This is a genomic window from Limnohabitans sp. (assembly GCF_040401495.1).
Taxonomy (GTDB): domain Bacteria; phylum Pseudomonadota; class Gammaproteobacteria; order Burkholderiales; family Burkholderiaceae_C; genus Limnohabitans.
Window position 1 is genome coordinate 82,982 of sequence record NZ_JBBAOI010000006.1, and the last position, 25,887, is coordinate 108,868.

Annotated in this window: 23 protein-coding genes and 2 tRNA genes; 18 read left to right on the forward strand and 7 right to left on the reverse strand. The window is 46.5% G+C overall.

The genetic code is table 11. From position 1 onward, the window contains the following. Positions 1–61 precede the first annotated feature (61 nt). Positions 62–2,107 (forward strand): polyphosphate kinase 1, encoded by a 2,046-nt coding sequence (ppk1, locus tag AC9UEO_RS06245; protein ID WP_509531100.1) that lies wholly within the window; start codon positions 62–64, stop codon positions 2,105–2,107. 1 nt (position 2,108) lies between these two features. After that, the gene (locus tag AC9UEO_RS06250) at positions 2,109–2,570 is read left to right on the forward strand and encodes a SixA phosphatase family protein (RefSeq protein ID WP_509531102.1); all 462 of its coding nucleotides are present in this window, start codon (positions 2,109–2,111) and stop codon (positions 2,568–2,570) included. A gap of 317 nt (positions 2,571–2,887) precedes the next feature. Here the strand turns inward: AC9UEO_RS06250 and AC9UEO_RS06255 are convergent. Then, positions 2,888–2,978, reverse strand: a tRNA-Ser gene (locus AC9UEO_RS06255). An 81-nt stretch (positions 2,979–3,059) separates the two neighbouring features. On the opposite strand from AC9UEO_RS06255, the gene AC9UEO_RS06260 reads away from it, so the two are divergent. The 6 genes from AC9UEO_RS06260 to AC9UEO_RS06285 are packed head-to-tail and all read left to right on the forward strand — an operon-like array spanning position 3,060 to position 12,663. After that, entirely contained in the window at positions 3,060–5,345 is a 2,286-nt protein-coding gene (locus AC9UEO_RS06260) for an Orn/Lys/Arg family decarboxylase (RefSeq protein ID WP_509531104.1), read from the forward strand. Positions 5,346–5,353: 8 nt separating this feature from the next. Continuing rightward, positions 5,354–7,537 carry a methylmalonyl-CoA mutase gene (scpA, locus tag AC9UEO_RS06265; RefSeq protein WP_509531106.1) on the forward strand — a complete coding sequence of 728 codons (2,184 nt, stop codon included), beginning with the start codon at positions 5,354–5,356 and terminating at the stop codon, positions 7,535–7,537. 12 nt (positions 7,538–7,549) lie between these two features. Further along, positions 7,550–8,542 carry a methylmalonyl Co-A mutase-associated GTPase MeaB gene (gene meaB, locus AC9UEO_RS06270; protein WP_509531108.1) on the forward strand — a complete coding sequence of 331 codons (993 nt, stop codon included), beginning with the start codon at positions 7,550–7,552 and terminating at the stop codon, positions 8,540–8,542. Between the two features lie 46 nt (positions 8,543–8,588). Next, the gene (locus AC9UEO_RS06275; RefSeq protein WP_509531110.1) at positions 8,589–10,121 is read left to right on the forward strand and encodes an acyl-CoA carboxylase subunit beta; all 1,533 of its coding nucleotides are present in this window, start codon (positions 8,589–8,591) and stop codon (positions 10,119–10,121) included. Between the two features lie 17 nt (positions 10,122–10,138). After that, positions 10,139–12,184 (forward strand): acetyl-CoA carboxylase biotin carboxylase subunit, encoded by a 2,046-nt coding sequence (locus tag AC9UEO_RS06280; RefSeq protein ID WP_509531112.1) that lies wholly within the window; start codon positions 10,139–10,141, stop codon positions 12,182–12,184. Beyond that, positions 12,181–12,663, forward strand: coding sequence for a VOC family protein (locus tag AC9UEO_RS06285; protein ID WP_509531114.1), 483 nt, complete (start codon positions 12,181–12,183; stop codon positions 12,661–12,663). Before AC9UEO_RS06280 ends, AC9UEO_RS06285 begins: the two co-directional genes overlap by 4 nt. A gap of 10 nt (positions 12,664–12,673) precedes the next feature. Here the strand turns inward: AC9UEO_RS06285 and AC9UEO_RS06290 are convergent, their stop codons facing one another. The 4 genes from AC9UEO_RS06290 to AC9UEO_RS06305 are packed head-to-tail and all read right to left on the reverse strand — an operon-like array spanning position 12,674 to position 16,516. After that, a complete protein-coding gene (locus tag AC9UEO_RS06290) occupies positions 12,674–13,258 on the reverse strand; it encodes an electron transport complex subunit RsxB (RefSeq protein ID WP_509531116.1) in 585 nt (194 codons plus the stop codon). Then, complete coding sequence (locus AC9UEO_RS06295; RefSeq protein WP_509531118.1) at positions 13,255–14,568, reverse strand: polyhydroxyalkanoate depolymerase; 1,314 nt, start codon at positions 14,566–14,568, stop codon at positions 13,255–13,257. The genes AC9UEO_RS06290 and AC9UEO_RS06295 overlap by 4 nt, the downstream gene beginning before the upstream one ends. A 50-nt stretch (positions 14,569–14,618) precedes the next feature. Further along, the gene (locus AC9UEO_RS06300; protein WP_509531120.1) at positions 14,619–15,314 is read right to left on the reverse strand and encodes a haloacid dehalogenase type II; all 696 of its coding nucleotides are present in this window, start codon (positions 15,312–15,314) and stop codon (positions 14,619–14,621) included. Then, complete coding sequence (locus tag AC9UEO_RS06305; protein ID WP_509531122.1) at positions 15,314–16,516, reverse strand: amino acid aminotransferase; 1,203 nt, start codon at positions 16,514–16,516, stop codon at positions 15,314–15,316. Before AC9UEO_RS06305 ends, AC9UEO_RS06300 begins: the two co-directional genes overlap by 1 nt. 117 nt (positions 16,517–16,633) lie before the next feature. Between AC9UEO_RS06305 and uvrB the strand changes: the two genes are divergently transcribed. The 10 genes from uvrB to AC9UEO_RS06355 all read left to right on the forward strand — a co-directional run bounded on the left by uvrB (position 16,634) and on the right by AC9UEO_RS06355 (position 24,861). Next, entirely contained in the window at positions 16,634–18,721 is a 2,088-nt protein-coding gene (gene uvrB / locus AC9UEO_RS06310) for an excinuclease ABC subunit UvrB (RefSeq protein ID WP_509531124.1), read from the forward strand. Positions 18,722–18,802: 81 nt separating this feature from the next. Further along, on the forward strand, positions 18,803–19,339 hold the full coding sequence (iscR, locus tag AC9UEO_RS06315; RefSeq protein ID WP_509531126.1) for a Fe-S cluster assembly transcriptional regulator IscR: 537 nt from the start codon (positions 18,803–18,805) through the stop codon (positions 19,337–19,339). 4 nt (positions 19,340–19,343) lie between these two features. After that, a complete protein-coding gene (locus tag AC9UEO_RS06320) occupies positions 19,344–20,564 on the forward strand; it encodes an IscS subfamily cysteine desulfurase (RefSeq protein ID WP_509531128.1) in 1,221 nt (406 codons plus the stop codon). A 21-nt stretch (positions 20,565–20,585) separates the two neighbouring features. Then, positions 20,586–20,972 (forward strand): Fe-S cluster assembly scaffold IscU, encoded by a 387-nt coding sequence (gene iscU, locus AC9UEO_RS06325; RefSeq protein WP_509531130.1) that lies wholly within the window; start codon positions 20,586–20,588, stop codon positions 20,970–20,972. A gap of 1 nt (position 20,973) precedes the next feature. After that, the gene (iscA, locus tag AC9UEO_RS06330) at positions 20,974–21,297 is read left to right on the forward strand and encodes an iron-sulfur cluster assembly protein IscA (protein ID WP_509531269.1); all 324 of its coding nucleotides are present in this window, start codon (positions 20,974–20,976) and stop codon (positions 21,295–21,297) included. A 2-nt stretch (positions 21,298–21,299) separates the two neighbouring features. Beyond that, a complete protein-coding gene (hscB, locus tag AC9UEO_RS06335) occupies positions 21,300–21,848 on the forward strand; it encodes a Fe-S protein assembly co-chaperone HscB (RefSeq protein ID WP_509531132.1) in 549 nt (182 codons plus the stop codon). Positions 21,849–21,864: 16 nt separating this feature from the next. Further along, positions 21,865–23,721: a Fe-S protein assembly chaperone HscA gene (gene hscA / locus AC9UEO_RS06340; RefSeq protein WP_509531134.1), complete on the forward strand. Its 1,857-nt coding sequence runs from the start codon at positions 21,865–21,867 to the stop codon at positions 23,719–23,721. Continuing rightward, on the forward strand, positions 23,721–24,059 hold the full coding sequence (gene fdx / locus AC9UEO_RS06345; RefSeq protein WP_509531136.1) for an ISC system 2Fe-2S type ferredoxin: 339 nt from the start codon (positions 23,721–23,723) through the stop codon (positions 24,057–24,059). The genes hscA and fdx overlap by 1 nt, the downstream gene beginning before the upstream one ends. A gap of 6 nt (positions 24,060–24,065) precedes the next feature. Continuing rightward, a complete protein-coding gene (gene dnaQ / locus AC9UEO_RS06350) occupies positions 24,066–24,770 on the forward strand; it encodes a DNA polymerase III subunit epsilon (protein ID WP_509531138.1) in 705 nt (234 codons plus the stop codon). A 16-nt stretch (positions 24,771–24,786) separates the two neighbouring features. After that, a tRNA-Val gene (locus AC9UEO_RS06355) sits at positions 24,787–24,861 on the forward strand. Positions 24,862–25,006: 145 nt separating this feature from the next. On the opposite strand, the gene AC9UEO_RS06360 is transcribed toward AC9UEO_RS06355, so the two are convergent. Together AC9UEO_RS06360 and AC9UEO_RS06365 are read right to left on the reverse strand one after the other, a co-directional pair. Then, the gene (locus AC9UEO_RS06360) at positions 25,007–25,363 is read right to left on the reverse strand and encodes a HepT-like ribonuclease domain-containing protein (protein ID WP_509531140.1); all 357 of its coding nucleotides are present in this window, start codon (positions 25,361–25,363) and stop codon (positions 25,007–25,009) included. After that, complete coding sequence (locus AC9UEO_RS06365; protein WP_509531142.1) at positions 25,360–25,650, reverse strand: nucleotidyltransferase family protein; 291 nt, start codon at positions 25,648–25,650, stop codon at positions 25,360–25,362. Before AC9UEO_RS06365 ends, AC9UEO_RS06360 begins: the two co-directional genes overlap by 4 nt. Positions 25,651–25,887 lie beyond the last annotated feature (237 nt).

The window sequence follows — 25,887 nt, forward strand, 5'->3', positions numbered from 1 at the left end:
TGTTTTATCAATCTAATATTTCGTATTGGTTGAGTGAAAGTTAACCTTTAGTAAAGGCAGTATGAAGGACTTTATTGATCGTGATGCAAGCACCCTTCTTTTTAATTTAAGGGTATTGGACTGGGCTAAAAGAAAAAATGTTCCTTTGCTCGAAAGATTACGCTATTTGTGCATAGTCTCATCCAATCTCGATGAATTTTTTGAGGTTCGAGTAGCGCTTCATCTGCATGGTCTTGATAAAAAGGCCGATAAATCTTCTTTTACACAAGACACCTACAAACAAATATCCTCGTCTGCTCATGATTTGGTCGATGAGCAATACAGAATTTTTAATGAAGAGTTGATTCCTGCGTTTGAAGCCAATGGCCTACACCTTATTACCCATAGCGAAAGAAATGTCGCTCAAAAAAAATGGGTAAAAGAGTTTTTTGACCGTGAGGTCAAACCTCTTTTAACCCCCATCGGTTTGGATCCTGCCCATCCCTTTCCCATGGTGGCAAATAAATCTCTGAATTTCATTGTGAGGCTCTCTGGGAAAGATGCGTTTGGACGCGAAAATGAAATTGCGATTGTTAAGGTGCCCAGATCTTTACCAAGAATCATCAAGTTACCTGCCAAATTGCATGGTTCTTCCACCACCATGCTGGTAACGCTTTCCAGTGTGATTCGTTCTCACTTAACGGATTTGTTTCCTGACCGAGTGGTAGGGCATTTTTCCCAGTTTCGTGTAACCCGCGATTCAGACCTACTGGTAGATGAGGAGGACGTCGTTAATTTGCGCACTGCGCTTAGACGTGGTTTAGAGCATAGGCAATTTGGCAGAGCAGTGCGCCTTGAAGTATCTGCCGGATGCTCAGATCATTTAGCCGATTTTCTGATGCATCAATTTAAGCTTCCCCCAAATGCATTGTTTCGTGTTCATGGCCCCGTCAATCTTGTTCGGTTGAGTCAAATCATTGATTTGGTCGATAAACCTACTTTGCTTTTTAAGCCTCATCAGGGTTCATACCCCCATCAACTGAATAAAGAGGAATCTATTTTTGCAAGACTGCAAATAGAGGATGTTTTGATACATCAACCCTTTGAAAGTTTTTCTGGTGTTTTGGATTTTCTTCGGCAAGCTGTAAATGATCCTCATGTATTGGCTATCAAGCAAACCATATACCGAACGGGTATTGATTCGGAGCTAATGGACTTGCTACGTGAGGCCGTGCGCAGAGGCAAAGAAGTGACTGCCGTGGTGGAGATCAAGGCTCGCTTTGATGAAGAGGCAAATATCAATTGGGCTGAACGACTCGAGTCAATTGGCGCTCAGGTTGTTTATGGCGTTGTTGGTCTCAAGACACACGCAAAAATGCTTTTGATTACCCGCAAGGAGGGCAACCGCCTTGTCCGCTATGCCCATCTGTCGACAGGAAATTACAACGCTAGAACCGCCAGACTTTACACCGACATCAGTTATTTGACTGCCAATCCGCACATCACCTTTGATATTGAGCATGTTTTTTCGCAGCTTGCGAGTCAGAGGCGTTTGCCTAAATTGAAACATCTTTGGGTTGCGCCTTTTAATTTGCATTCCAAATTAAGCGCCACCATTGACCAGTTAATCAAGGCGTCAGCCGATGGCATTCCTGGACGGATCATTTTAAAAATGAATAGCTTGACAGACCAAAACTTAGCCAAAGATTTGGTTAGAGCAGGTCAAAGTGGCGTGAAAATTGATTTGATTGTTAGGGGTGCTTGTATTCTTCCAGCTTCAATGCCTGGATTCACAGACAACATTCGCGTCAGATCAATTATTGGTCGTTTTTTAGAACATTCGCGGGTCTTTTATTTCCGATCTGGCGACAAAGAAGATTTGTACTTGTCCAGTGCTGACTGGATGAACAGAAATATGATGAGGCGTATTGAAATTGCCTGGCCAGTGTTAGATATCAAGCTTCGCCAAAGAATCATTGATGAATGCTTGGTTGCTTATTTGTATGATTCTGCGGATGCATGGCTGCTAAATTCTGATGGGTCTTACCAACGCCAGCCATTTGCTGAAACTTCCAAAGGTCTCAGTGTTCAACTTGAATTGATGAAAAAATACCAGAAAGCGAATTAATATGGACTTGATTCTCTGGCGTCATGCCGAAGCCCATGAAGCTGCCCCAGGTGAAGATGACATGAGCAGAAGTTTGACGCCACGCGGGGAGAGACAAGCGATTCGAATGGCGCAATGGCTGGAGAGGCAATTGCCTGAGGGGACTCGTATTCTTTGCAGTCCTGCTAAGCGCACGGAGCAAACTGCCATGGCGCTGGGAAGAAAATATAAATTAAGTTCTGCCATTACCCCTCAGGGTACTGCTGACATGTTGTTAACTGCAGTTCAATGGCCGACAAGCAAGAATACGGTGTTAGTGATAGGTCATCAACCCATATTGGGAGAAGCCATCTCGATTGTGCTTGGGTTTCAAAAGCCGGAGTGCTCCGTGAAAAAAGGTGCAGTCTGGTGGTTGCGCTCCCGCTTGCGGCACGAGGGTGATCAATCTGTATTAGTCACTGTTCAAACTCCCGACATGCTTTAGAGCGCGAATAGTTTGGATGAAAATAGAATTACAGTCTTTTTTAATACCAAAGAGCCAATTTCGACTTCAAGTGTTGGTTTCCAGTCCACTATGATAGCCTCATCTATTGCCAAACCAAACCCTTTAAGGAAAACCATGACTCAAACCATCAAATCCATTTCCATTGTTTTTTGCATGAGCTTTTGCCTCACTGCTTGCTCTACGATGTCTTCGGCTTATGACTCAGTCACTGATACTGTGGGTGGATGGTTCAAATCTGACGACGCTAAAAAATAAAAAACCAGCCCTCGGGCTGGTTTTTTAAAAAAGCAGTTTATTGGCGGAGAGGGCGGGATTCGAACCCGCGGAGGGCTATTAACCCTCACACGCTTTCCAGGCGTGCGACTTAAACCGCTCATCCACCTCTCCAGTCTCTTCATTGTATCAGTGCCCTCGACAGGTAAACTTCACACTTTGTCCAATTGTGGTTGTCCTCGCTCGGAGTAGCTGATGAAATTTCGTTTCCCCATCGTCATCATTGACGAAGACTTTCGTTCTGAAAATACTTCGGGGCTTGGCATTCGAGCGCTGGCCCAAGCTATTGAAAGCGAAGGCTATGAAGTTATGGGTGTTACCAGTTACGGGGATCTCAGTCAATTTGCACAACAACAATCCCGTGCAAGTGCGTTTATTCTTTCAATAGACGATGAAGAGTTCACACCAGGACCCGATTTAGACCCTGCTGTGGTTAATCTTCGAAGTTTCATAGATGAGGTTCGCAGAAAAAATGCCGATGTCCCCATTTATGTCTATGGCGAGACTAAGACATCACGTCATTTGCCCAATGATATTTTGCGAGAGTTACATGGCTTCATACATATGTTTGAAGACACTCCAGAGTTTGTCGCTAGACACATTATTCGCGAAGCTAAAAGTTATTTAGAGGGGGTTCAGCCACCTTTTTTCAAAGCCTTGCTCGATTACGCTGAAGACGGTTCCTACTCATGGCATTGCCCTGGTCACTCGGGCGGAGTCGCTTTTCTTAAAAGCCCTGTTGGTCAAATGTTTCATCAGTTTTTTGGTGAAAACATGCTCCGAGCGGACGTTTGCAATGCTGTTGAGGAGTTAGGACAGCTGCTTGACCATGACGGTGCTATTGGCGAAAGCGAACGAAACGCAGCGCGTATTTTTAATGCTGATCATTGTTTTTTTGTCACAAATGGAACCAGTACATCTAACAAAATTGTGTGGCATCACACGGTAGCGCCTGGGGATGTTGTCGTGGTGGACAGGAACTGCCACAAATCTGTTTTGCACTCCATCATCATGACGGGGGCTGTTCCTGTTTTCCTTAAGCCAACCAGAAACCATTTCGGCATCATCGGACCCATTCCGCAAAGTGAATTTGAACCTGCTGCGATTGAAGCCAAAATCAAAGCCAATCCTTTGCTAAAAGGAATTGCGAGCAGCAGACTCAAACCCAAAGTTTTGACCCTTACCCAATCCACCTATGACGGTGTTTTATACAACACAGAAACCATCAAGAATATGTTGGATGGCTATATTCCAAACTTGCATTTTGATGAGGCTTGGTTGCCACATGCAGCCTTTAATCCGTTTTATGGTACTTACCATGCCATGGGTAAAAAGCGCATCAGACCCAAAGAAGCGATGGTTTACTCCACTCAGTCCGTTCATAAGCTTTTGGCTGGTATCAGTCAAGCAAGTCATGTGTTGGTACAGGACTCTCAAACACATCACTTGGACAGGCATTTATTCAATGAAGCCTATTTAATGCACACCAGTACAAGTCCGCAATACAGCATCATTGCCAGTTGCGATGTGGCTGCTGCCATGATGGAGCCTCCTGGAGGGACGGCGTTGGTCGAAGAAAGCATTGCTGAGGCTTTAGATTTCCGACGAGCCATGCGCAAGGTAGACGCAGAATATGGCAAGGATTGGTGGTTCAAGGTTTGGGGGCCTGAGAATTTAGTGGAAGACGGCATTGGCCGTGCCGATAACTGGATCATCAAAGCAGAAAAGAAGGGACGCAAAAAGAAAAATGAAGATCCCAATTGGCACGGCTTTGGTGATTTGGCCGATGGATTTAATATGCTGGACCCCATCAAGGCAACGATTGTCACGCCTGGTTTAAATTTAGATGGCAAGTTTGACAAGGCAGGTATTCCTGCGAGTATCGTGACAAAATTTTTGGCCGAACATGGCGTGATTGTTGAAAAAACTGGTCTCTATAGTTTTTTCATCATGTTCACTATTGGCATCACCAAGGGCCGTTGGAATTCTTTGCTGACTGCGTTGCAACAGTTCAAAGACGACTACGACAGAAACCAACCCATGTGGCGCATCTTGCCTGAGTTTTGTCAAAAATATGCACGCTATGAACGCATGGGATTGCGCGACTTATGCCACCACATTCACTCTTTGTATTCAAAATTTGATATTGCAAAACTCACCACAGAAATGTATTTGAGCGACCTTAAACCTGCGATGAAGCCCAGCGATGCTTACTCTCAAATTGCCCACCGCAACACAGAAAGAGTACCCATCGATGAGTTGGAAGGCCGAATCACAACAAGCTTGGTGACGCCTTATCCACCTGGGATTCCTTTACTTATTCCCGGCGAAGTGTTCAACAAAAAAATCATTGATTATTTGAAATTTGCACGTGAGTTCAATCTTCAATGTCCTGGTTTTGAAACTGACATTCATGGTCTGGTTGAGGTTAAGGACGATCAGGGCAAGACCCATTACTTTGCAGATTGTGTCAAGAATTGATTTTTAAAATGAGCCAAGAAAAATCTTTTTACCCTGAAACGTCTTTGCAGCAATGGACGCAAGCTGCACAAAAATCATCTCCTGGTTCAGATCTTGTGGGCTTGAATTGGAATACGCCTGACGGTATATCAATCAAGCCCTTGTACACAGCCAAAGATTTGCAAGGTCTCATGCATACAGACACCTTGCCTGGTTTTGCACCTTATCTAAGAGGCCCACAAGCAACCATGTACGCAGTCCGTCCGTGGACTATTCGTCAATATGCTGGTTTTTCAACAGCTGAAGAGTCGAATGCTTTTTACAAAAAGGCTTTGGCAAGTGGGGGCCAAGGTGTCTCGGTTGCCTTCGATTTAGCCACACACAGGGGCTATGACTCTGATCACCCAAGGGTAATGGGCGATGTGGGAAAAGCGGGTGTGGCTATTGACTCTGTTGAGGACATGAAGATTTTGTTCGATCAGATTCCCTTAGACAAAGTCTCTGTCTCCATGACCATGAATGGCGCTGTATTACCTGTTCTAGCTGGTTATGTTGTTGCTGCACAAGAGCAGGGCGTCCCTCAAGAGATGCTGAGTGGAACGATTCAAAACGATATTCTTAAAGAGTTTATGGTGCGAAATACGTATATTTACCCGCCAGAACCCAGTATGAGAATCGTGGGTGACATCATTGCCTACACCGCGCAGCATATGCCGAAATTCAATTCCATCAGTATCAGCGGCTATCACATGCAGGAGGCTGGTGCAAATCAGTCATTAGAACTCGCCCTAACTTTGGCAGATGGGCAAGAGTATGTGCGAACCGCCTTGGCCAAAGGCTTGGATGTAGATGCTTTTGCTCCGCGCTTATCGTTTTTTTGGGCGATAGGAATGAATTTTTACCTTGAGATTGCCAAAATGCGAGCAGCAAGACTTTTATGGTTCCGAATCATGAAAGATTTTGGCGCAAAAAACCCAAAGAGCATGATGTTGCGAACGCATTGTCAAACCTCTGGGTGGAGCTTAACCGAGCAAGACCCTTACAACAACATCGTGAGAACGACCATTGAAGCGATGGCGGCAGTTTTTGGCGGCACTCAAAGTTTGCATACAAATAGCTTCGATGAAGCGATTGCTTTGCCGACTGAATTCTCTTCTCGCATCGCCAGAAATACCCAATTGATTATTCAAGAGGAAACCCATATCACCAATGTGATCGATCCATGGGCTGGCAGTTATATGATGGAAAAAGTCACTCAAGAAATGGCTGATGAGGCTTGGAAAATCATTGAAGAAGTCAATGCCATGGGTGGGATGACCAAGGCGGTTGATTCGGGCTGGGCAAAGTTGAAAATTGAAGCTGCCGCTGCTGATAAGCAAGCCCGAATTGACTCTGGACAAGATGTGATTGTTGGCGTCAATAAATACAAGCTTTCTCAAGAGGATTCCGTCGAAGTCAGAGATATTGACAATGTGAAGGTTCGACTGAGCCAAATTGATCGGCTCCACAACGTCAAAGCCAACAGGGATTCAAACGCTGTGGCCCGTGCCTTGGACGCCCTCGCAGAGGCTGCTCGAAGTGGAGAAGGAAACCTTCTCGAGCTGTCCATTCAAGCAATGCGATTGCGCGCCACGGTGGGTGAGGTCAGTGACGCGCTTGAAAAAATATTTGGTCGCCACAGAGCTGATACACAAAAGGTCAGCGGCATTTATGCTGCAGCATATGACAGTGGCCATGAGGGAGACACCATGGAATATTGGAACCAACTCAAGGACGATATTGCTAAGTTTGCGATTAAGCAAGGCAGAAGACCACGCGTGATGATCTCTAAACTTGGTCAAGATGGACACGACCGAGGCGCTAAAGTGGTTTCTACCGCATTTGCCGATTTGGGTTTTGATGTGGATATCGGTCCTTTATTTCAAACACCAGAGGAATGCGCTCGACAGGCGATTGAAAATGATGTCCATGCTGTGGGTGTTTCTACATTGGCTGCAGGGCACAAAACCTTGGTGCCTGCCATCATTGCTGAATTGAAAAAGCAAGGGGCAGACGATATTATTGTGTTCGTTGGTGGTGTGATTCCCAAGCAAGATTACGAGTTTCTCTACGCTTCAGGTGTTAAAGGAATTTATGGACCAGGTACACCTATTCCAGTCAGTGCACGGGATGTGCTGACGCACATAGAGCAAGCTGTGCAGGCTCAAAAATAATTTTGAGTTCCCATGAATGATTTTTCTCAAATACTTCATGATTTAACTTTTGGAGAGGCGCTACCTAAAAGACGTGCACTTGCCAAGGCCATCACTTTGATGGAATCTTCAAGAGACGACCACCGCGGGCAAGCTGATCAGCTGTTGACTCAATTATTACCATACACCGGTCAATCTATGCGGATTGGTTTAAGCGGGGTTCCTGGTGTTGGGAAATCAACCCTCATCGAAAATTTAGGTATGTGGTTAATCAACCAAGGCCATAGGGTGGCTGTTTTGGCGGTTGATCCCTCTTCCAGCTTATCTGGCGGCTCTATTTTGGGCGATAAGACTCGGATGGAATTGTTATCCAATCATCCTGCGGCATACATTCGACCAAGCCCTAGCAGTGGAACTTTAGGCGGGGTTGCCGAAAAGACCCGTGAATGTATTCTTCTTTGTGAGGCCGCTGGCTACGACATTGTCATTGTTGAGACCATGGGCGTTGGGCAAAGTGAAACGACAGTAGCAGGGATGACAGATATGTTTATCGTTATGCAACTCCCTAATGCAGGCGATGACTTACAAGCCATAAAAAAAGGAATCATGGAAATTGCAGATGTGGTTCTGATCAACAAATCTGACTTAGATGCAAACGCTGCTTCTATGGCTCAGTCATTCATCGAAAGTGCTTTTCACTTACTAGGAGGTCACAAAAGTTCAGTGTCTGCCTTTGAAAAGTGGCATCCTAAAGTCCTTAGCTTGTCTGCTTTGTCAGGAAGTGGTGTATCTGAATTTTGGTCTGTCGTGTCTGACTTTAAACAACTTCAAATGAATAATGGCGAATGGCAAAGCCGTAGGCAGTCTCAGTCTTTAAAGTGGTTGCAAGAGTTGATTCAAACTGGACTGAAAATGGCATTTATTCAAAACCCCAAGGTAGCTTCTCATTTGCCCTCATTAGAGCAAGATGTGCTCTATGGGCGTATCGCAGCTTCTACAGCCGCTCGTCAGTTGCTGGCCTTGTAGGACCTTCAAGCCGCTTTCACAACACTCAAATTTCAAAGGTAGATTCATGCAAGAAATCATTCACCAACTCGAAGAAAAGCGAGCTGCTGCCAGATTAGGTGGTGGTGAGAAAAGAATCGCTGCACAACATGCCAAAGGGAAATTAACCGCCCGAGAGCGCTTAGAGATTTTGCTAGACGAAGGCACGTTTGAAGAGTGGGATATGTTTGTCGAGCATCGCTGTGTGGATTTTGGTATGGAAGCCAACAAAATTCCTGGCGATGGTGTTGTGACAGGCTACGGCATGATCAATGGACGACTTGTCTTTGTGTTCAGTCAAGATTTCACTGTTTATGGTGGCGCTTTGTCAGAGTCACATGCTGAAAAGATTTGCAAGATCATGGATCAAGCATTGAAAGTAGGCGCACCAGTAATTGGTTTAAATGACTCAGGAGGCGCCCGTATACAAGAGGGTGTCGCATCTTTAGGTGGCTACGCGGAGGTGTTTCAGCGCAACGTCTTGGCCAGTGGTGTGGTTCCTCAAATCAGCATGATCATGGGTCCCTCGGCTGGTGGAGCAGTGTATTCCCCAGCTCTGACCGATTTCATATTTATGGTGAAGGACAGTTCCTATATGTTCGTGACTGGCCCTGAAGTAGTCAAAACCGTGACGCATGAAGAAGTCAGCGCTGAAGATTTAGGTGGCGCTACAACCCACACAACCAAAAGTGGTGTTGCTGATATGGCTTTCAATAACGATGTCGAAGCACTTTTGATGCTAAGGCGTTTGTACAATTACCTGCCCTTGAATAACCGAGAGAAGCCACCTGTGCGCCCGAGCGGTGATCCGGCTGAGCGCATAGACAAGAGCTTAGACAGCTTGGTGCCCGATAACCCCAATATGCCTTATGACATGAAGGAACTCATTCTCAAAACTGTGGATGATGGTGACTTCTTTGAACTACAACCCGACTATGCAAAAAATATTTTGATCGGGTTTGCACGAATGGCAGGCCAAACCGTTGGTATTGTTGCCAATCAACCGCTGGTTTTGGCTGGATGCTTAGATATTAAGAGCAGTATCAAGGCTGCAAGATTTGTCCGGTTTTGCGATGCTTTCAACATACCTGTCATTACGTTCGTTGATGTCCCAGGCTTCATGCCTGGCACATCGCAAGAATTTGGCGGCATCATCAAGCATGGGGCAAAGCTTTTATATGCCTATGCAGAATGCACTGTGCCTAAGATTACTGTCATCACTCGCAAAGCCTATGGCGGTGCTTACGATGTTATGGCTTCAAAGCACTTAAGAGGCGACGTCAATTTTGCCTGGCCTCATGCAGAAATTGCTGTCATGGGCGCCAAAGGTGCCGTAGAAATTATTTTCCGCGAAGACAAAGGCGACCCAGAAAAATTGGCTTCCAAAGAGGCGGAATACAAAGCCAGGTTTGCTAACCCCTTCGTTGCTGGTGCTCGCGGATTTATAGATGACGTTATTCTTCCAAGCGAGACTCGTAAAAGGGTGTGTCGTTCTTTGGTGATGTTGAAAGATAAAAAAATTGAAAACCCGTGGCGCAAGCACGGCAACATTCCTCTTTAAAGGTATAGAAAAAAGCAATGTTTACTAAAATTTTGATTGCAAACAGAGGTGAGATAGCCTGTCGTGTGATTGCGACTGCAAAGCGCATGGGCATATCTACTGTCGCTGTTTACTCTGAAGCGGATAAAAATGCGCGACATGTTGCTTTGGCTGACGAATCAGTATGCATTGGCCCAGCACCTAGTCGTGAAAGCTATCTCTTGGGTGACGTGATTATTTCTGCCGCTAAAAAAACAGGTGCGCAAGCTATTCACCCAGGCTATGGATTTCTTAGCGAAAACGAAGATTTTGCTCGTCGTTGTGAAGAAAATTCCATTGTATTTATCGGCCCCAAACATGAAGCGATTGCGGCTATGGGTGACAAAATCGCCTCCAAAAAATTGGCTGCTCTTGCCAATGTCAACACCATTCCGGGTGTCAATGAAGCCATAGAAAACCCTGAAAAGGCCGTTGAGATTGCTAAAAATATTGGCTATCCAGTCATGATCAAGGCCAGCGCAGGTGGCGGTGGCAAAGGGTTACGGGTGGCCTTCAACGATAAAGAGGCTTACGAGGGATTTACTTCATGCCGTAATGAAGCGAGAAACAGTTTCGGTGATGACCGAGTTTTCATTGAAAAATTCGTAGAGGAACCGCGGCATATTGAAATTCAATTGCTAGGTGATGCTTTTGGAAATGTCTTATTTTTAAACGAACGAGAGTGTTCAATTCAACGCAGACATCAAAAAGTTATTGAAGAGGCGCCTTCTCCTTTTATCAGCGACGAAACCCGACAAGCGATGGGTGAGCAAGCAGTTGCACTTGCGAAGGCTGTCAAATACCAAAGTGCGGGAACGGTTGAATTTGTTGTTGGCAAGGATCAGAGTTTTTATTTCCTAGAGATGAATACGCGACTGCAGGTTGAGCATCCTGTGACAGAGTGCATTACTGGTTTAGATTTGGTGGAGTGGATGATACGAGTGGCTGCTGGAGAAAAAATTCCATTTGCGCAATCTGACATCCGCCGAGATGGTTGGGCAATCGAATGTCGAATAAACGCAGAAGACCCATTTAGGAATTTCCTGCCGTCGACCGGTCGATTGATTCGTTTCCAACCACCGCTAACTTCAATGTACCAAGCGGATACTGAGAACTTGTTTGGGGTGAGAGTAGACACTGGCGTTCAAGAGGGGGGTGAAATTCCTATTCATTACGACTCAATGATCGCAAAATTGATTGTTCATGGTCGAGATCGCAATGATGCGATCGCCAAGATGCGTGATGCGCTCAATGGCTTTGTGATTCGCGGTATCAACTCGAATATTCCATTTCAGTCGGCCTTGCTTGCACATCCAGACTTTGTAGCGGGTCGGTTTAATACGGGCTTTATTGCAGAGCATTTTTCCAAAGGTTTCCGCGCAGAGGATGTCTTGCATTCCGACCCTGACTTTCTCATTGCGCTTGCAGCATTTGTGAGACGAAAATCCAGAGAGCGTGCCGCTTCATTAAGCGGCCAACTGCCTGGGTACGATGTCAAGGTCGGGCAGACCTACACAGTTATCACCTTAGACGCCAAGGGTAGCCATGGTTACACCCAAGTTGAGGTTGATGATGTGGGCGGTAGGGGAACTGCTGTTATCAAGGTTAACGGTAAAAACTATGCCATTGAAAGCCACTCTCGATTGAACGACATTGCCATCGAAGGTGCGGTGAATGGTCAGCCTTTCGTTGCGCAAGTAGAAAGAGGCTCAGTCAAAAATCCGTTGGTTTTACAAATTCAACATCATGGCCTGCGCATTGAAGCCTTGGTCATATCGCCACGAATGGCTGATCTTTACAGGCTCATGCCCTACAAGCCGCCAGCCGATATGTCGCGATTTGTGTTGTCACCGATGCCTGGCTTGCTGGTCGAAGTTTCTGTCACTCAAGGCCAAAAAGTGCAAGCCGGTGAGAGGGTTGCAGTTATTGAAGCCATGAAGATGGAGAATGTTTTATTTGCCGCCCAAGACGGGGTTGTTAAATCAGTACAAGCCTCCAAGGGCGACTCTTTGAGCGTAGACCAAGTGATTGTGGAGTTTGTGTGATTCGTCCATTTAGCGTCTTAGGTATTCAACAAATTGCAATAGGCGCTACTGATAAGTCTAGCCTTAGGCATTTATGGGTTGATCTCTTTGGCCTTACTTTATCGGGTCACTTTCAATCTGAGCGGGAAAATGTCGATGAAGATATCTGCTCCATTGGTCAAGGGCCATTGAAAGTTGAAGTTGATTTGATGCAACCTTTGGATGTTGAAAAAAAACCTGCGGTTCATACCACTCCTTTGAATCATGTTGGTTTATGGATTGACAATTTGCCTGCCGCCGTTAATTGGCTGACATCACAAGGTTTGCGATTTGCCCCAGGGGGTATCCGAAAAGGTGCTGCCGGTTTTGATATTTGTTTTGTTCATCCCAAAGGAAATGATGAATTTCCATTGAGTGGTGAAGGTGTGCTGATAGAGTTAGTTCAAGCACCTACAGAGGTGATCAAGGCCTTTAGCGCTTTAGCTAAGCAGTCGCTCTAATGCATCGACTTCATTTCAGCGCTTTAGCCCTTTCAAGCGCAGCTTGCACTGCTGATTGTTTCAGCCCAACAATGCTTTTATCCTGAGAGCTTTCAACTTGTTCTTTGGATAGGCGCAGCTTCTTTAAGCCGTAGCGTTTTTTGGCTTGATCAGCCGATTCCTGTGTCCATGCATTCCAACCGGTTTTGCCAAAGGTGACATTTTCAAGATGAATGCAGTCGACGGGACAGACAGGTAAACAAAGCTCGCAACCTGTACATGCGTCTTCAATAACTGTATGCATTTGCTTGCTTGCTCCCAAGATAGCATCGGTAGGGCAGGCGGTGATGCACAGTGTGCAACCAATACACCATTGCTCGTCTATCCAGGCAATGTGTCGTGGCCCTTCAGAGCCATTCGCAGGGTTCAAAGGCAACATTGGTAGCCCAGTGACACTGCTCAGCCGTTGGACGCCCTCTGCGCCACCTGGGGGGCATTGGTTGATCCCCGCCTCTTGGTTCTCAATAGCGTTGGCATAGGCTTCGCAATCTGGATAGCCGCAACGCGTACATTGCGTTTGCGGCAAAACAGCCAAGATGCGCAGACTGAGACTCACCTCGTAGAGGCGGAGGCCCGACGCTTAGGTTTGCTTGCTTTGGTGCTGCCGTGGTTAGCCAAAATGAAAGCTTGCACCTGCGGGTAGACCATGTCTCGCCAGCGTCTACCGCTGAAAATACCATAATGCCCCGCACCTTTGACTTCATAGTGTGATTTATTTGAAGCGGGAATACCCGAGCAGAGCTTAAGGGCCGCTTTGGTTTGACCCGAGCCTGAAATATCGTCTAGCTCACCTTCGACTGTGAGCAAACCGCAATTGCTGATATCTTGGGGACGAACTCTTTCAATGTCGCCACTCTCGGAGACCACATCCCAAGTTCCTTTGACCAATTTAAAGTCTTGAAAAACTGTAGCGATGGTTTCAAGGTAGTAATCGGCATCCATGTCTAACACCGCGTTGTATTCGTCGTAGAACTGACGATGTGACTCAGCACTTGAGTTATCACCTTTGATCAGATCTTTGAAGTAATCGTAATGGCTTCTAAGGTGTCTATCGGGGTTCATTGCAACAAAACCTGTGTGTTGCAAAAAACCTGGGTAGACACGGCGACCTACGCCAGGAAAATTGGTTGGTACACGGTAAATCACGTTATTTTCAAACCAACTGAAACTTTTATTCATTGCTAAGTTATTGACAGCGGTAGGGGACTTGGTCGCATCGATAGGGCCACCCATCATCGTCATGCTAAGAGGCAAATGTTCATCACGACTGGCCATCAATGACACCGCAGCCAAAACAGGCACAGTGGGTTGGCAAACACTCATAACGTGGCAATGCCCATGTGTGGCTTGTATATGCCGAATAAATTCTTGAATGTAATTGACATAGTCGTCAAGATGAAATACGCCGTCTGACAACGGTACCAGTCTGGCATTTTTCCAATCGGTGATGTAAACCTTGTGGCCTTGCAACATGGTTTTCACTGTGTCGCGCAGCAAGGTGGCGTAATGGCCAGACAGTGGGGCCACAATGAGTACAGTTGGCAATGCTTCTAAGGTTTGAAGGGTTGCTGCGTTGTCGCAAAAAGTCTTGAAATGCAGCAAATCGCAAAAAGGCTTGTTGACCTCAATGACCTCACGGATAGCGACTTCCGATCCATTGATATCCACAGAGTGGATGCCAAATTCAGGTTTGACGTAATCCTTGCCTAGCCTGTAAATCAGGTCATAAGACGCCGATAAGCGCTGAACCAAAGGGTTTTGAGCTAAAGGAGAAACTGGGTTGCCCAGCATTTTTGAGGAGGCCAATGCAAAGTCTGCAAAGGGTTCCATCATCGACCGTTGGGCTTCATAAAGTTGGTAAAGCATGTCAGGCCTGTCTTTTCAGTTATGTTGCAGTGCAATATAACAGCACTTGCTCAGCATTCCAATAGATCTGCAAGGTGATTCAGGTCCAGAGCTTCAAAATCGACGGGAGTTGTCGCTTTTGACTCGCCTAAACCTGCTCCGCACTCATCTGGGCGAGCTATAAAGGCAGTGCGAAGCCCTGATTGTTTGGCCGCGGCCAAATCACTTGAATGCGCAGCAACCATGGTTGTATCCAGCCAGCTACACCCGAGTGCTTCTGCAGAAGCTTGGTAAACCACCGGTTGTGGCTTGTAATCTCGAGCGATTTCTGCGCCAGTGATGGCATCCCAATGCCAGCCATTGTGGCGAGCAAGATTGACCATCAAAGCAATATGGCCGTTGGAGCAGGGGGCTAGAAGGTATTTTTTTCTCAATCTGATCAATGCTTGGTTGACGTCAGGCCAAGCGTCGAGCGTGTGCCAAGCAAGTGTCAGCTTTGTGCGGGTTGCCTCGTCAACAGAAGTCCATCCCAATCTGGACAAAACGGTGTCTAAGTTATCGCGGTGCAAAACATCGAGCTTGCAAAACTGTCTTTGTCCACTGCGCACCCTCTCCATGGCGGGCTGATATTCATTGCGCCAAGCATCTGCAAAAGCATGCCAATCGGTTTGGAGTCCAAGGGGCGATAAATCTCTTTCAGCCTGAACAGCAATGGAATGTCGCCAGTCAACCAGCGTGCCAAAAACATCAAAAACAAGGGCTTTCATCAGCTTTTGAGTACAGTAGCGATAGCCTGACAAACATAGGGAAGATTGTGGGTGTTGAGTGCAGCCACACACATCCGCCCCGTGTCGGTTCCATACACCCCAAACTCGGAGCGCAGTCGCACCATCTGGTCTTTGCTCAAGCCAGAGTAACTGAACATGCCAATCTGCTGGGTGATAAACCCCATGTCTTGTTGGATGCCCGCAGCTTTGAGCCCATCGACCAAGCTTTGACGCATAGCCTTGATTCGCATGCGCATACCTGCAAGCTCTTTTTCCCATAAGGCACGCAGTTCAGGGTTGTTGAGTACAGCTGCCACAACGGCTCCGCCATGTGTAGGCGGGTTGGAATAGTTGGTGCGAATCACAACTTTGAGCTGAGACAAAACCCTTGCCGCTTCTTCAGCGTCATGGCAATAGACAGACAAAGCGCCGACGCGCTCGCCATACAGACTAAAGCTTTTGGAAAAAGAGGTCGACACCAGAAAATCGATACCAGCAGACACGAATTTTTGAATCACAGCTCCATCTTCGGCAATGCCGTTGCCAAATCCTTGATAGGCCATATCAAGAAAAGGTGTCAATTGCTTTTCTTTGACAGTGGCAATGACTTTGTCCCATTGCTCGGTAGTGAGGTCATAGCCTGTTGGGTTGTGACAGCACGCGTGAAGAACAACAACCGTACCTGAGGTTGCGGTACTGAGACTTTTGATCATTCCTTCAAAATTGATGCCGCGGTTGTGTTCATCGTAATAAGCATAAGCGTCAACGATAAATCCAGCTGCTGAAAAAAGCGCCCTGTGGTTTTCCCAGCTGGGGTCGCTGATCATCACCTTGCTATGGGGGTTAAGTTTGTGAAGAAAATCCGCGCCGATTTTCAAGCCACCTGTGCCGCCAATGGCCTGAACAGTTGCAACTCGTCCAGAGTTGACGGCATCCGAATCTGAGCCAAAAACCAAACCCTTGACGGCGCTGTCATAGGCTGCAATGCCATCAATGGGTAAATAACCGCGTGCAGCAGGTTTTTCCATGAGTGTTTTTTCGGCTTGAAGCACGCACTCAAGCAAAGGCAATTTACCGTCTTCATTGAAATAGACACCAACCCCCAAATTAACTTTGTGGGGTGATTTATCTGCAGCGAACTGTTCATTCAGACCCAAAATGGGATCGCGTGGGGCCATTTGAACAGCTGAAAACAGTGACATTGGAAGTCCTAATGATTTAAGTGGTGAGTTCGTCAAAAAACCGCGAAGTCTGCGGTAGGCTATGCGGTTCGACATTATTTTAACGGCTTGTATGAGCCTTACTTTGGCAACCGCAACATGGCTTCGCTTTCTGATTTGGATGACCTACCCACTGCTGCTGAAAAAGAGGGCACATGGCATTCATACCCTGGTTCCCCCTTTGAACTTTTCCAACCTTATCCGCCAGCAGGAGACCAGCCACAAGCCATTGCTCAATTGGTTGAAGGTATGCAAGACGGTGAAATGTTCCAAACCTTGTTAGGAGTGACAGGGTCAGGAAAAACTTTCACCATGGCGAATGTGATTGCACAAATGGGGCGACCTGCGATCATTTATGCACCGAATAAGACACTGGCTGCCCAGCTTTACAGTGAATTTCGCGAGTTTTTCCCCAAAAACGCAGTGGAGTATTTCGTCAGTTATTACGACTACTACCAGCCCGAGGCTTATGTGCCTCAAAGAGATTTGTTTATTGAAAAAGACAGCGCCATTAACGAGCACATTGAGCAGATGCGGTTGTCATGCACCAAAAGCTTGCTTGAACGCAGAGACGTCATCATTGTGGCCACCGTATCTGCCATCTACGGTATTGGCGAGCCTGAGAGTTACCACAGGATGGTGATGACTTTGAGGGCAGGCGATAAGCCCGGGCAAAGAGACATCATTGCCCAGTTAGTGCGTATGCAATATGAGCGAAATGACATGGACTTTGCTCGCGGAAGATTCCGCGTTCGAGGCGACATCATTGATATCTTCCCTGCAGAACACAGTGAGTTAGCCATTCGCATTGAGTTGTTCGATGACGAGATAGAAAGTCTTCAATTACTGGATCCGCTGACTGGTCGGGTGCGTCAAAAAATACCCCGATTCACGGTGTACCCCTCAAGCCATTACGTCACACCGCGGGACAAAGTTTTGGCTGCGGTAGAAACCATCAAATTGGAGCTTGACCAAAGGCTCAAAGAATTGGTGGGCATGGGTAAATTGGTCGAGGCGCAAAGGCTTGAGCAACGCACCCGTTTTGATTTGGAAATGCTCAGTGAAGTGGGGCATTGCAAGGGCATTGAAAACTACACCCGACATTTGTCGGGCGTTGCCCCAGGCGAGCCTCCAAGTACCTTGACAGACTATTTGCCCAAGGACGCCTTGATGTTTTTTGACGAAAGCCATGTTCTGATGGGGCAGTTTTCGGGTATGTACAACGGCGACAGAGCGCGTAAAACAACCTTGGTGGAATATGGCTTTCGTTTGCCGAGTGCGCTAGACAACCGACCCTTAAAGCTTCAGGAGTTTGAGCACCGAATGCGCCAACTTGTCTTCGTCTCGGCAACCCCATCCGATTACGAGAAAACGCATTCTGGCCAAATCGTTGAGCAAGTGGTTCGTCCAACGGGCCTGGTAGATCCTGAGGTTGAGGTCCGTCCAGCCATCAGCCAAGTCGATGATGTGCTGCAAGAAATTCGCATTCGGGTGGTTAAGAATGAGAGGATTTTGATCACCACGCTGACAAAGCGCATGGCTGAACAGTTGACCGATTACCTCAGTGATAACGGTGTCAAAGTTCGTTACCTGCACAGTGATATTGATACGGTTGAACGAGTTGAAATTCTTCGAGATCTCAGACTTGGTGCATTTGATGTTCTGGTTGGCATTAACTTGTTGAGAGAGGGTTTGGACTTGCCCGAAGTTTCTTTGGTTGCCATATTGGACGCCGACAAAGAAGGTTTTTTGCGTTCAGAACGCAGCTTGATTCAAACCATAGGGCGTGCCGCACGAAATTTAGAAGGGAGAGCCATTTTGTATGCCGACAAAATGACCGATTCCATGAAAAAGGCCATCGGAGAGACCGAGCGTCGCCGAACCAAGCAAGTGGCTTTCAATTTGGCAAACGGCATCACCCCGCGCGGGGTCGTCAAAGGAATCCGAGATTTGATTGACGGTGTGTACAGCGAAAAGTCAGATAAAGAGTCCATGCGCCTAGAGTTGGAGCAAGCCAGGATTGAAGATTTGAGCGAAAGAGATATAGCCAAAGAAATCAAACGCCTCGAAAAGCAGATGTTGGAATTTGCCCGAAATCTAGAATTCGAAGCAGCCGCAAGTGCCAGAGACCAACTGAATCGCCTCAGAGCCCTGACTTTTGGGGCTTCTCCAAGGGATAGTCTTTGAAATTCAATTACCCGACTGTTTTATTTGGTCTTATGCTATAGTTGACTAAACCAGTCGAGAAAGCCCTTTTAGGAGTTTTATATGCGTTTAACCACCAAAGGACGTTTTGCCGTCACCGCCATGATTGACTTGGCCTTGCGCCAAAACAATGGACCCGTAACCTTGGCTGCCATCAGCCAGCGTCAGCAGATCTCTTTGTCCTACCTAGAGCAGTTGTTCGGAAAATTGCGTCGACACCAGTTGGTGGAGTCAACTCGAGGGCCTGGCGGAGGCTATACCTTGGGTCGCAAGGCTACTGAAATTTCAGTCGCAGACATTATTTTGTCTGTAGATGAACCCATTGATGCCACCCACTGCGCAGGAAAAGAAAACTGTCTCGGAGAATCTGGCAAGTGCATGACGCATGAACTGTGGTCATCTTTGAACCAGCGAATGATTGATTTTCTCAACTCAGTCAACTTGCAAAAATTGGTCGATGATCAGCTCGCCAAGGGTCTGCAAGTGGAGGAAAAACCCATGACCCGTCGTGCTATTTCAGCTGCGCCGGTCGTCAAACCCATCCGTGTAAACGCTCCCAATTCGGTTTTTGCTTTGGGCAATGTGTTTGCAAAAAGTTGACGCTATGGATATGACTCCGCATTTCCCCATTTACCTTGACTATTCCGCCACCAATCCTTGTGATGAGCGGGTAGTTGAGGCCATGATTCCTTGGTTGCGTGAACATTACGGTAACCCTGCCTCTCGCAGTCATGCATGGGGTTGGGAGGCTGAGGAAGCGGTTGAAAAAGCCCGTACCGATGTTGCCGCTTTGATTGGTGCTGATCCTCGTGAAATTGTTTGGACCTCTGGCGCTACAGAGTCCAATAACCTTGCAATCAAGGGAGCAGCCCATTTCTACAAGACCAAGGGTCGGCACTTAATCACAGTTAAAACTGAACATAAAGCTGTTCTTGACACCATGCGTGAACTCGAGCGGCAAGGATTTGAAGTCACTTACTTGGATGTGCAAGAAGATGGCTTGCTCGACCTCAATCGGTTCAAAGACGCCATACGGTCAGACACCATTTTGGCGAGTGTGATGCACGTCAACAATGAAATTGGTGTCATCCAAGACATCACCGCTATTGGCAATATGTGTCGTGAAAAAGGCATCATTTTTCATGTAGATGCAGCCCAGTCAACAGGAAAAGTAGAAATTGATTTGGAGAAATTGCCTGTCGATTTGATGAGTCTTGCGTCTCACAAAACCTATGGCCCTAAAGGCATCGGGGCGCTTTATGTGCGTCGTAAACCCCGCGTCCGTCTTGAGGCACAAATGCACGGTGGCGGACATGAGAGGGGTATGCGCAGTGGCACTCTGCCCACCCATCAATGTGTGGGTATGGGAGAAGCCTTTCGGATTGCCAAACTAGAGATGGCACAAGACATTGCCCAAGCGCGTCATCTGCAGCAAAGATTGTTGAATGGCTTAAAAGATATTGAACAAGTTTTTGTCAACGGTCATTTAACCCAGCGTGTGCCGCATAACCTGAACATCAGCTTTAACTATGTTGAGGGTGAATCTCTCATTATGGGCATCAAAGGCTTGGCTGTGTCTTCCGGTTCGGCCTGTACCTCTGCAAGTCTTGAGCCTAGCTATGTTTTGCGAGCTTTAGGTCGCAGCGATGAGTTGGCGCACAGCAGTTTGCGAATGACGGTTGGGCGCTACTCAACTGAAGAAGAAATTGACTACGCAATCACAACGATTCGCGCCAATGTTGGCAAATTGCGGGATTTAAGTCCTTTGTGGGAAATGTACAAGGATGGTGTGGATCTCAGCACCATCCAATGGGCAGCCCACTGATTATTTTTGACGGAGACAGACATGGCGTACAGCGAAAAAGTTATTGATCATTATGAAAATCCACGCAATGTGGGTTCATTTGACAAGGGGGATGACTCGGTAGGAACTGGAATGGTGGGTGCCCCTGCATGTGGTGACGTCATGAAGCTTCAAATCAAGGTCAACCCACTGACAGGTGTGATCGAAGATGCTCGCTTCAAAACCTATGGATGTGGTTCTGCTATTGCCTCATCTTCATTGGTCACAGAGTGGGTTAAAGGCAAAACATTAGACCAAGCCGCAGCTTTGAAGAACAGCGAAATTGCACAAGAGTTAGCCCTGCCACCCGTCAAAATTCATTGTTCCATTTTGGCGGAAGATGCCATCAAAGCGGCAGTTGAAGATTACAAAAAGAAAAACACGCACTGATATGTCAGTTTCCATGACCGAAGCCGCTGCGCGGCATGTAAATCGATACCTCACAAAGAGAGGTAAGGGCGTGGGTGTGCGTCTTGGGGTCAAGACCACAGGTTGTTCTGGATTGGCCTATAAGCTTGAATACGTTGATGATTTGAGCGGTGAGGATGTCGTCTTTGAAGCCCATGGTTTGAAGATTTTGATCGACCCTAAAAGCCTAGCCTACCTTGATGGCACGGAGTTAGATTTTGTTCGTGAAGGTTTGAATGAAGGCTTTAAATTTAACAACCCAAACGAGCGTGACCGTTGTGGTTGTGGTGAATCATTCAGGGTTTGATAATGAACTCTGGCCAGGGGCTTCAGCAATCCTTGCTGTCTTCGAATGATTTTGAGCTTTTCAATTTACCCCTTACTTTCAAGTTAAATCGTCAATTGCTTGATGAGCGCTGGAAAAATCTTCAGCGTATGGCGCACCCAGATAATTTCTCTATGCAAGATACGGCATCCCAAAGAATTGCGATGCAATATTCGGTGCGCATCAATGAGGCCTATCAGCGACTCAAACTCCCCCTTAAACGAGCCGCTTACCTTTGCGAATTAAATGGCGCGTCAATCAAGGCAGAAGAAAATACGCGAATGCCTTCTGACTTTCTTATCCAACAAATGCAGTGGCGAGAGCAACTTGAAGAGGCCGATTCCTTGCTTGAAATTGGAAAACTTCAACAAGAAGTATTGGCAGCTAAGGAGTTAGCCTTTGCAAGATGCGAGATATTTTTAGATGTTGATAAAAACTGGATCAATGCCTCGAGTGAAGTCAGAACTTTGATGTTTATGGAGCGTTTCGAAGTAGATATTGACAAGCGACGCGATCAATTAGAAATCGCGTAAGGGACAATCTTAGAAAATGGCTTTGCTTCAAATTTCAGAACCCGGACAAGCACCTGACCCACATGCGCGGCGTATTGGTATTGGTATAGACCTTGGTACGACCCATTCCTTGGTGGCCAGTGTTAGAAGCGGGATTGCCGAGTGTTTGCCAGATCATGAAGCTCGCGTCATATTGCCTTCAGCCGTGAGATATCTGTCGCAAGGGCGCACAGAGATTGGCTACCAAGCGCTTTCGAGTCAGTCTTCAGATCCAACGAACACTATTGTTTCAGTCAAAAGATTCATGGGCAGAGCGCTGAAAGATATTGCAAGCGCTGAAGAATTGCCCTATCAGTTTTTAGATACACCTGGCATGTTGAGTATCAAGACTGCCGATGGTGTTAAGTCGCCTGTTGAGGTGAGCGCAGAGATTTTGGCGACCCTTAGACAGCGAGCCGAGGATACCTTCGCAGATGATATTTACGGCGCTGTGATTACAGTTCCAGCTTATTTTGACGATGCACAACGTCAGGCAACCAAAGATGCAGCAAAGCTTGCTGGACTCAATGTTCTGCGATTGATCAATGAGCCAACTGCAGCCGCACTTGCATATGGTCTCGATAACGCCAGTGAAGGAATTTATGCCGTTTATGACCTTGGTGGGGGAACTTTTGATATTTCAATTCTTCGACTAAGTAAGGGCGTGTTTGAAGTGCTCTCCACCGGTGGCGATTCTGCTTTGGGTGGGGATGACTATGACCGTGCATTGGCGAAGTATGTTTTGGATTCAACTGGCAAAAAAGTTTCAACCGATGGTGATAAAAGCGCTGTGTTGGTGGCGGCTAGGCGGTGTAAGGAAGCTTTGTCTTTAGCAAATAGTTCTGTATTTGATGCCTTACTTTCTGATGGGCAACTGAGTTTGAATGTAATCCGTGAAGTGTTTGAGGCGCAAACCCAGTCTCTCACTCAGAGAACCTTGAGCGCAGTTAAAAAAGCGCTGCGTGATGCTCAAATCACTATTGAAGATATCAAGGGCGTGGTGATGGTGGGTGGTTCTACCCGAATGCCCATGGTTCAAAAAGCGATTGGCGAATTACTTCATTGCCAGCCGCTGAATAATTTAAATCCTGACGAAGTTGTGGCGCTTGGCGCTGCACTCCAGGCCAATCAACTGGTGGGCAATAACACTGATGGCAATATGCTCTTGCTGGATGTAATACCGCTTTCTTTGGGTATAGAAACCATGGGCGGACTGGTGGAACGAATCGTACCGAGGAATCAAACCATTCCTACGGCAATGGCACAGGACTTCACCACCTACCAAGACGGGCAAACCGCTCTTGCGCTGCATATCGTTCAAGGGGAACGTGACTTGGTCAAAGATTGTCGAAGCCTTGCGCACTTCGAGTTGCGTGGCATTCCACCCATGACCGCTGGCGCTGCACGAATACGAGTCACCTTTACTGTGGATGCGGATGGTCTGCTGTCTGTCGCAGCAAAAGAAATCAATAGCGGGGTTGAATCACAAATTGAGGTTAAGCCTAGCTATGGTTTGTCAGATGAACAAATCACCTTCATGCTGCAAGACAGTTTTCACACCGCTGAAATTGATAAACAGGCAAGATCCTTGGCGGAGTCACGTCTTGAAGTTGATCGTATGTGCTTGGCCACAAATGCTGCTTTGGAAAAAGATGCGCATTTATTGGCAGAGCAAGAGCTTGAACATATCAAAGAGTTGATGAAATTAGCCCTAGACGCCAAAAGTTTAGATGATGCTGTTGCTATTGAAAATGCGATTGAAGCACTGGCAAAAGGTACCGAGGCTTTTGCAGCTTCGCGAATGAATGAAAGTATTCGTCAGGTTTTATCTGGCAAAACCATAGAATCACTTTGATGACAACCATCCGAATACTTCCGCACGCAGAGTACTGCCCAGAGGGGCGAGAAATTCAAGCCATCAGTGGCACTTCAATATGCGAAGCCTTGCTAGACAATGGTATTTCGATTGAGCACGCATGTGACATGAGTTGTGCTTGTACCACCTGCCATGTGATCGTTAAGGAAGGCTTGGCAAGTCTCAATCCTGCCCAAGAGGAGGAGGACGATTTGTTAGACCGTGCGTGGGGCTTAGAGCCTAACTCTCGCTTGGCTTGCCAAGCTCTACTGGGTAATCAAAACTTGGTCATTGAAATACCGCGCTACACCATTAACCACGCCAAAGAAAATCACTGATCGACCATGCGTCAAATTGTTTTAGATACCGAAACAACTGGGCTTTCCGCCGAGGCTGGAGATCGAATCATAGAGATTGGTTGTGTAGAGTTATTCAATCGCAAATTGACTGGCCGCACCTTTCACTATTACTTGAATCCAGAGCGCGAAAGTCACGTAGATGCGCTTAAAGTTCACGGAATCAGCAATGAATTTCTTTTAGACAAGCCTAAATTTTTTGAGATTGTTGAAGAGTTTTTAGAGTTCATTCGAGATGCTGAACTAATTATTCATAACGCTTCTTTTGATGTGGGATTTATAGACAAAGAACTGTCCTCTTGCGAAGCTTTACCTTTGCGAAATCATGTTGTAAAAATTCTTGATACCTTAGCTATGGCCAAGGAAATCTATCCTGGCAAGCGAAATTCTTTAGATGCCTTGTGCGACAGACTGGGTGTCAATAATTCTGCCCGCACACTTCATGGCGCTTTGCTTGATGCTGAATTACTGGCTGACGTTTATATTTTCTTGACGCGTGGTCAGAATGCTTTGATGATGGGAGACAGTCAGCCTCAGGATGCCTCTGGTAACAGTATAAAAATTGACCTATCTGTTTTCCCTCTCTCCATCGTTATGCCTGAAGCCGATGAAATGCTCGCACATGAGCAGGTTCTTACTGATCTTGATAAGGCCAGCAATGGTAAAACCTTGTGGCGTTCTATTGCGGTGTAAAATATTTTTTTGAACTGGGTCGTTAACTCAGCGGTAGAGTGCCACCTTCACACGGTGGAAGTCAGTGGTTCGATCCCACTACGACCCACCACTATAAAAAATATTCAAGACTATCAAGTGTTTAGGTGGTTTTCCGGATTTACTTTTTAAAGTATTTTTATATGCTTCCCAAGGAAGCAAATTTTTCATTATTAAAAAATCAACAGAAAACCCAACTCTTCAAATACTTTTCGGACTCACAAGTTACGAATAGCTATGGTGACTTGCTGCTGTAGGTATGGCAAGTCTCTTTCAATTGTTTTCCAGACCACGGCCATATCAACCTTGTAGTAACCATGCGACAAGAGATTTCGCATATCGTAGGCAAATGCTAGTGGCAACTCGGGATGAGCAGCAACAAATTCAGGTGCTACTCGTTCTATGTTTTTGCTGGCCTCTCCAATGATCTCAAAGTTGCGTATCACAGCATCTTGAATCAATCGAGTTGTTAGAAACGAAACTTCGTCAATGTCTTCGCAGTAATTTTGAATTTGTGAGATGGCTTCAAGGATATGTCCGAGATAGTCCCTTAAACGTAATGGATCACGGCTCATATAAGTTGAGCTTGTGAAATCACAGTCTGTCGAAAACTGTCTGGTAATGCGCCAGGGGTGAGCACATCTACAGGCACGCCCAGTAAGTTGCGAAGCTTGCAGCGAATGGCACCTAGGTCAAACAGCGTGGTCTCGGACGTGGTGTCAACAAGAATATCTAAATCACTTAGCTCTGTATCCAAGCCCTGGGCGACAGATCCAAAAACGCGAGCATTCAGCGCCCTGTGCGCCAGGACGATTTCGCGAATTTCTGTGCGATGTGTTGCAAGAGCCAAGGAGGGTTTCATGTTGAATTTTAACTTTGATTTTTTAAATTTTATGCTCAGTTGTAGTCTTCTCCAACCTGAGCACCCAGTGCGCAAAACTTCTGGGTATTTAAGCGCTCATCTTTGCAAGAAAAAACTCCATATACATTGACCAAGCTGAACGTTTGCCGTCGCCTCGGTTGGACTTCAAAACGCACAAGCGTAAAGAGTCTTTACGCTGGCTGGCTTATAAGTTCTAAAATCGTATAAAAAAGTAAA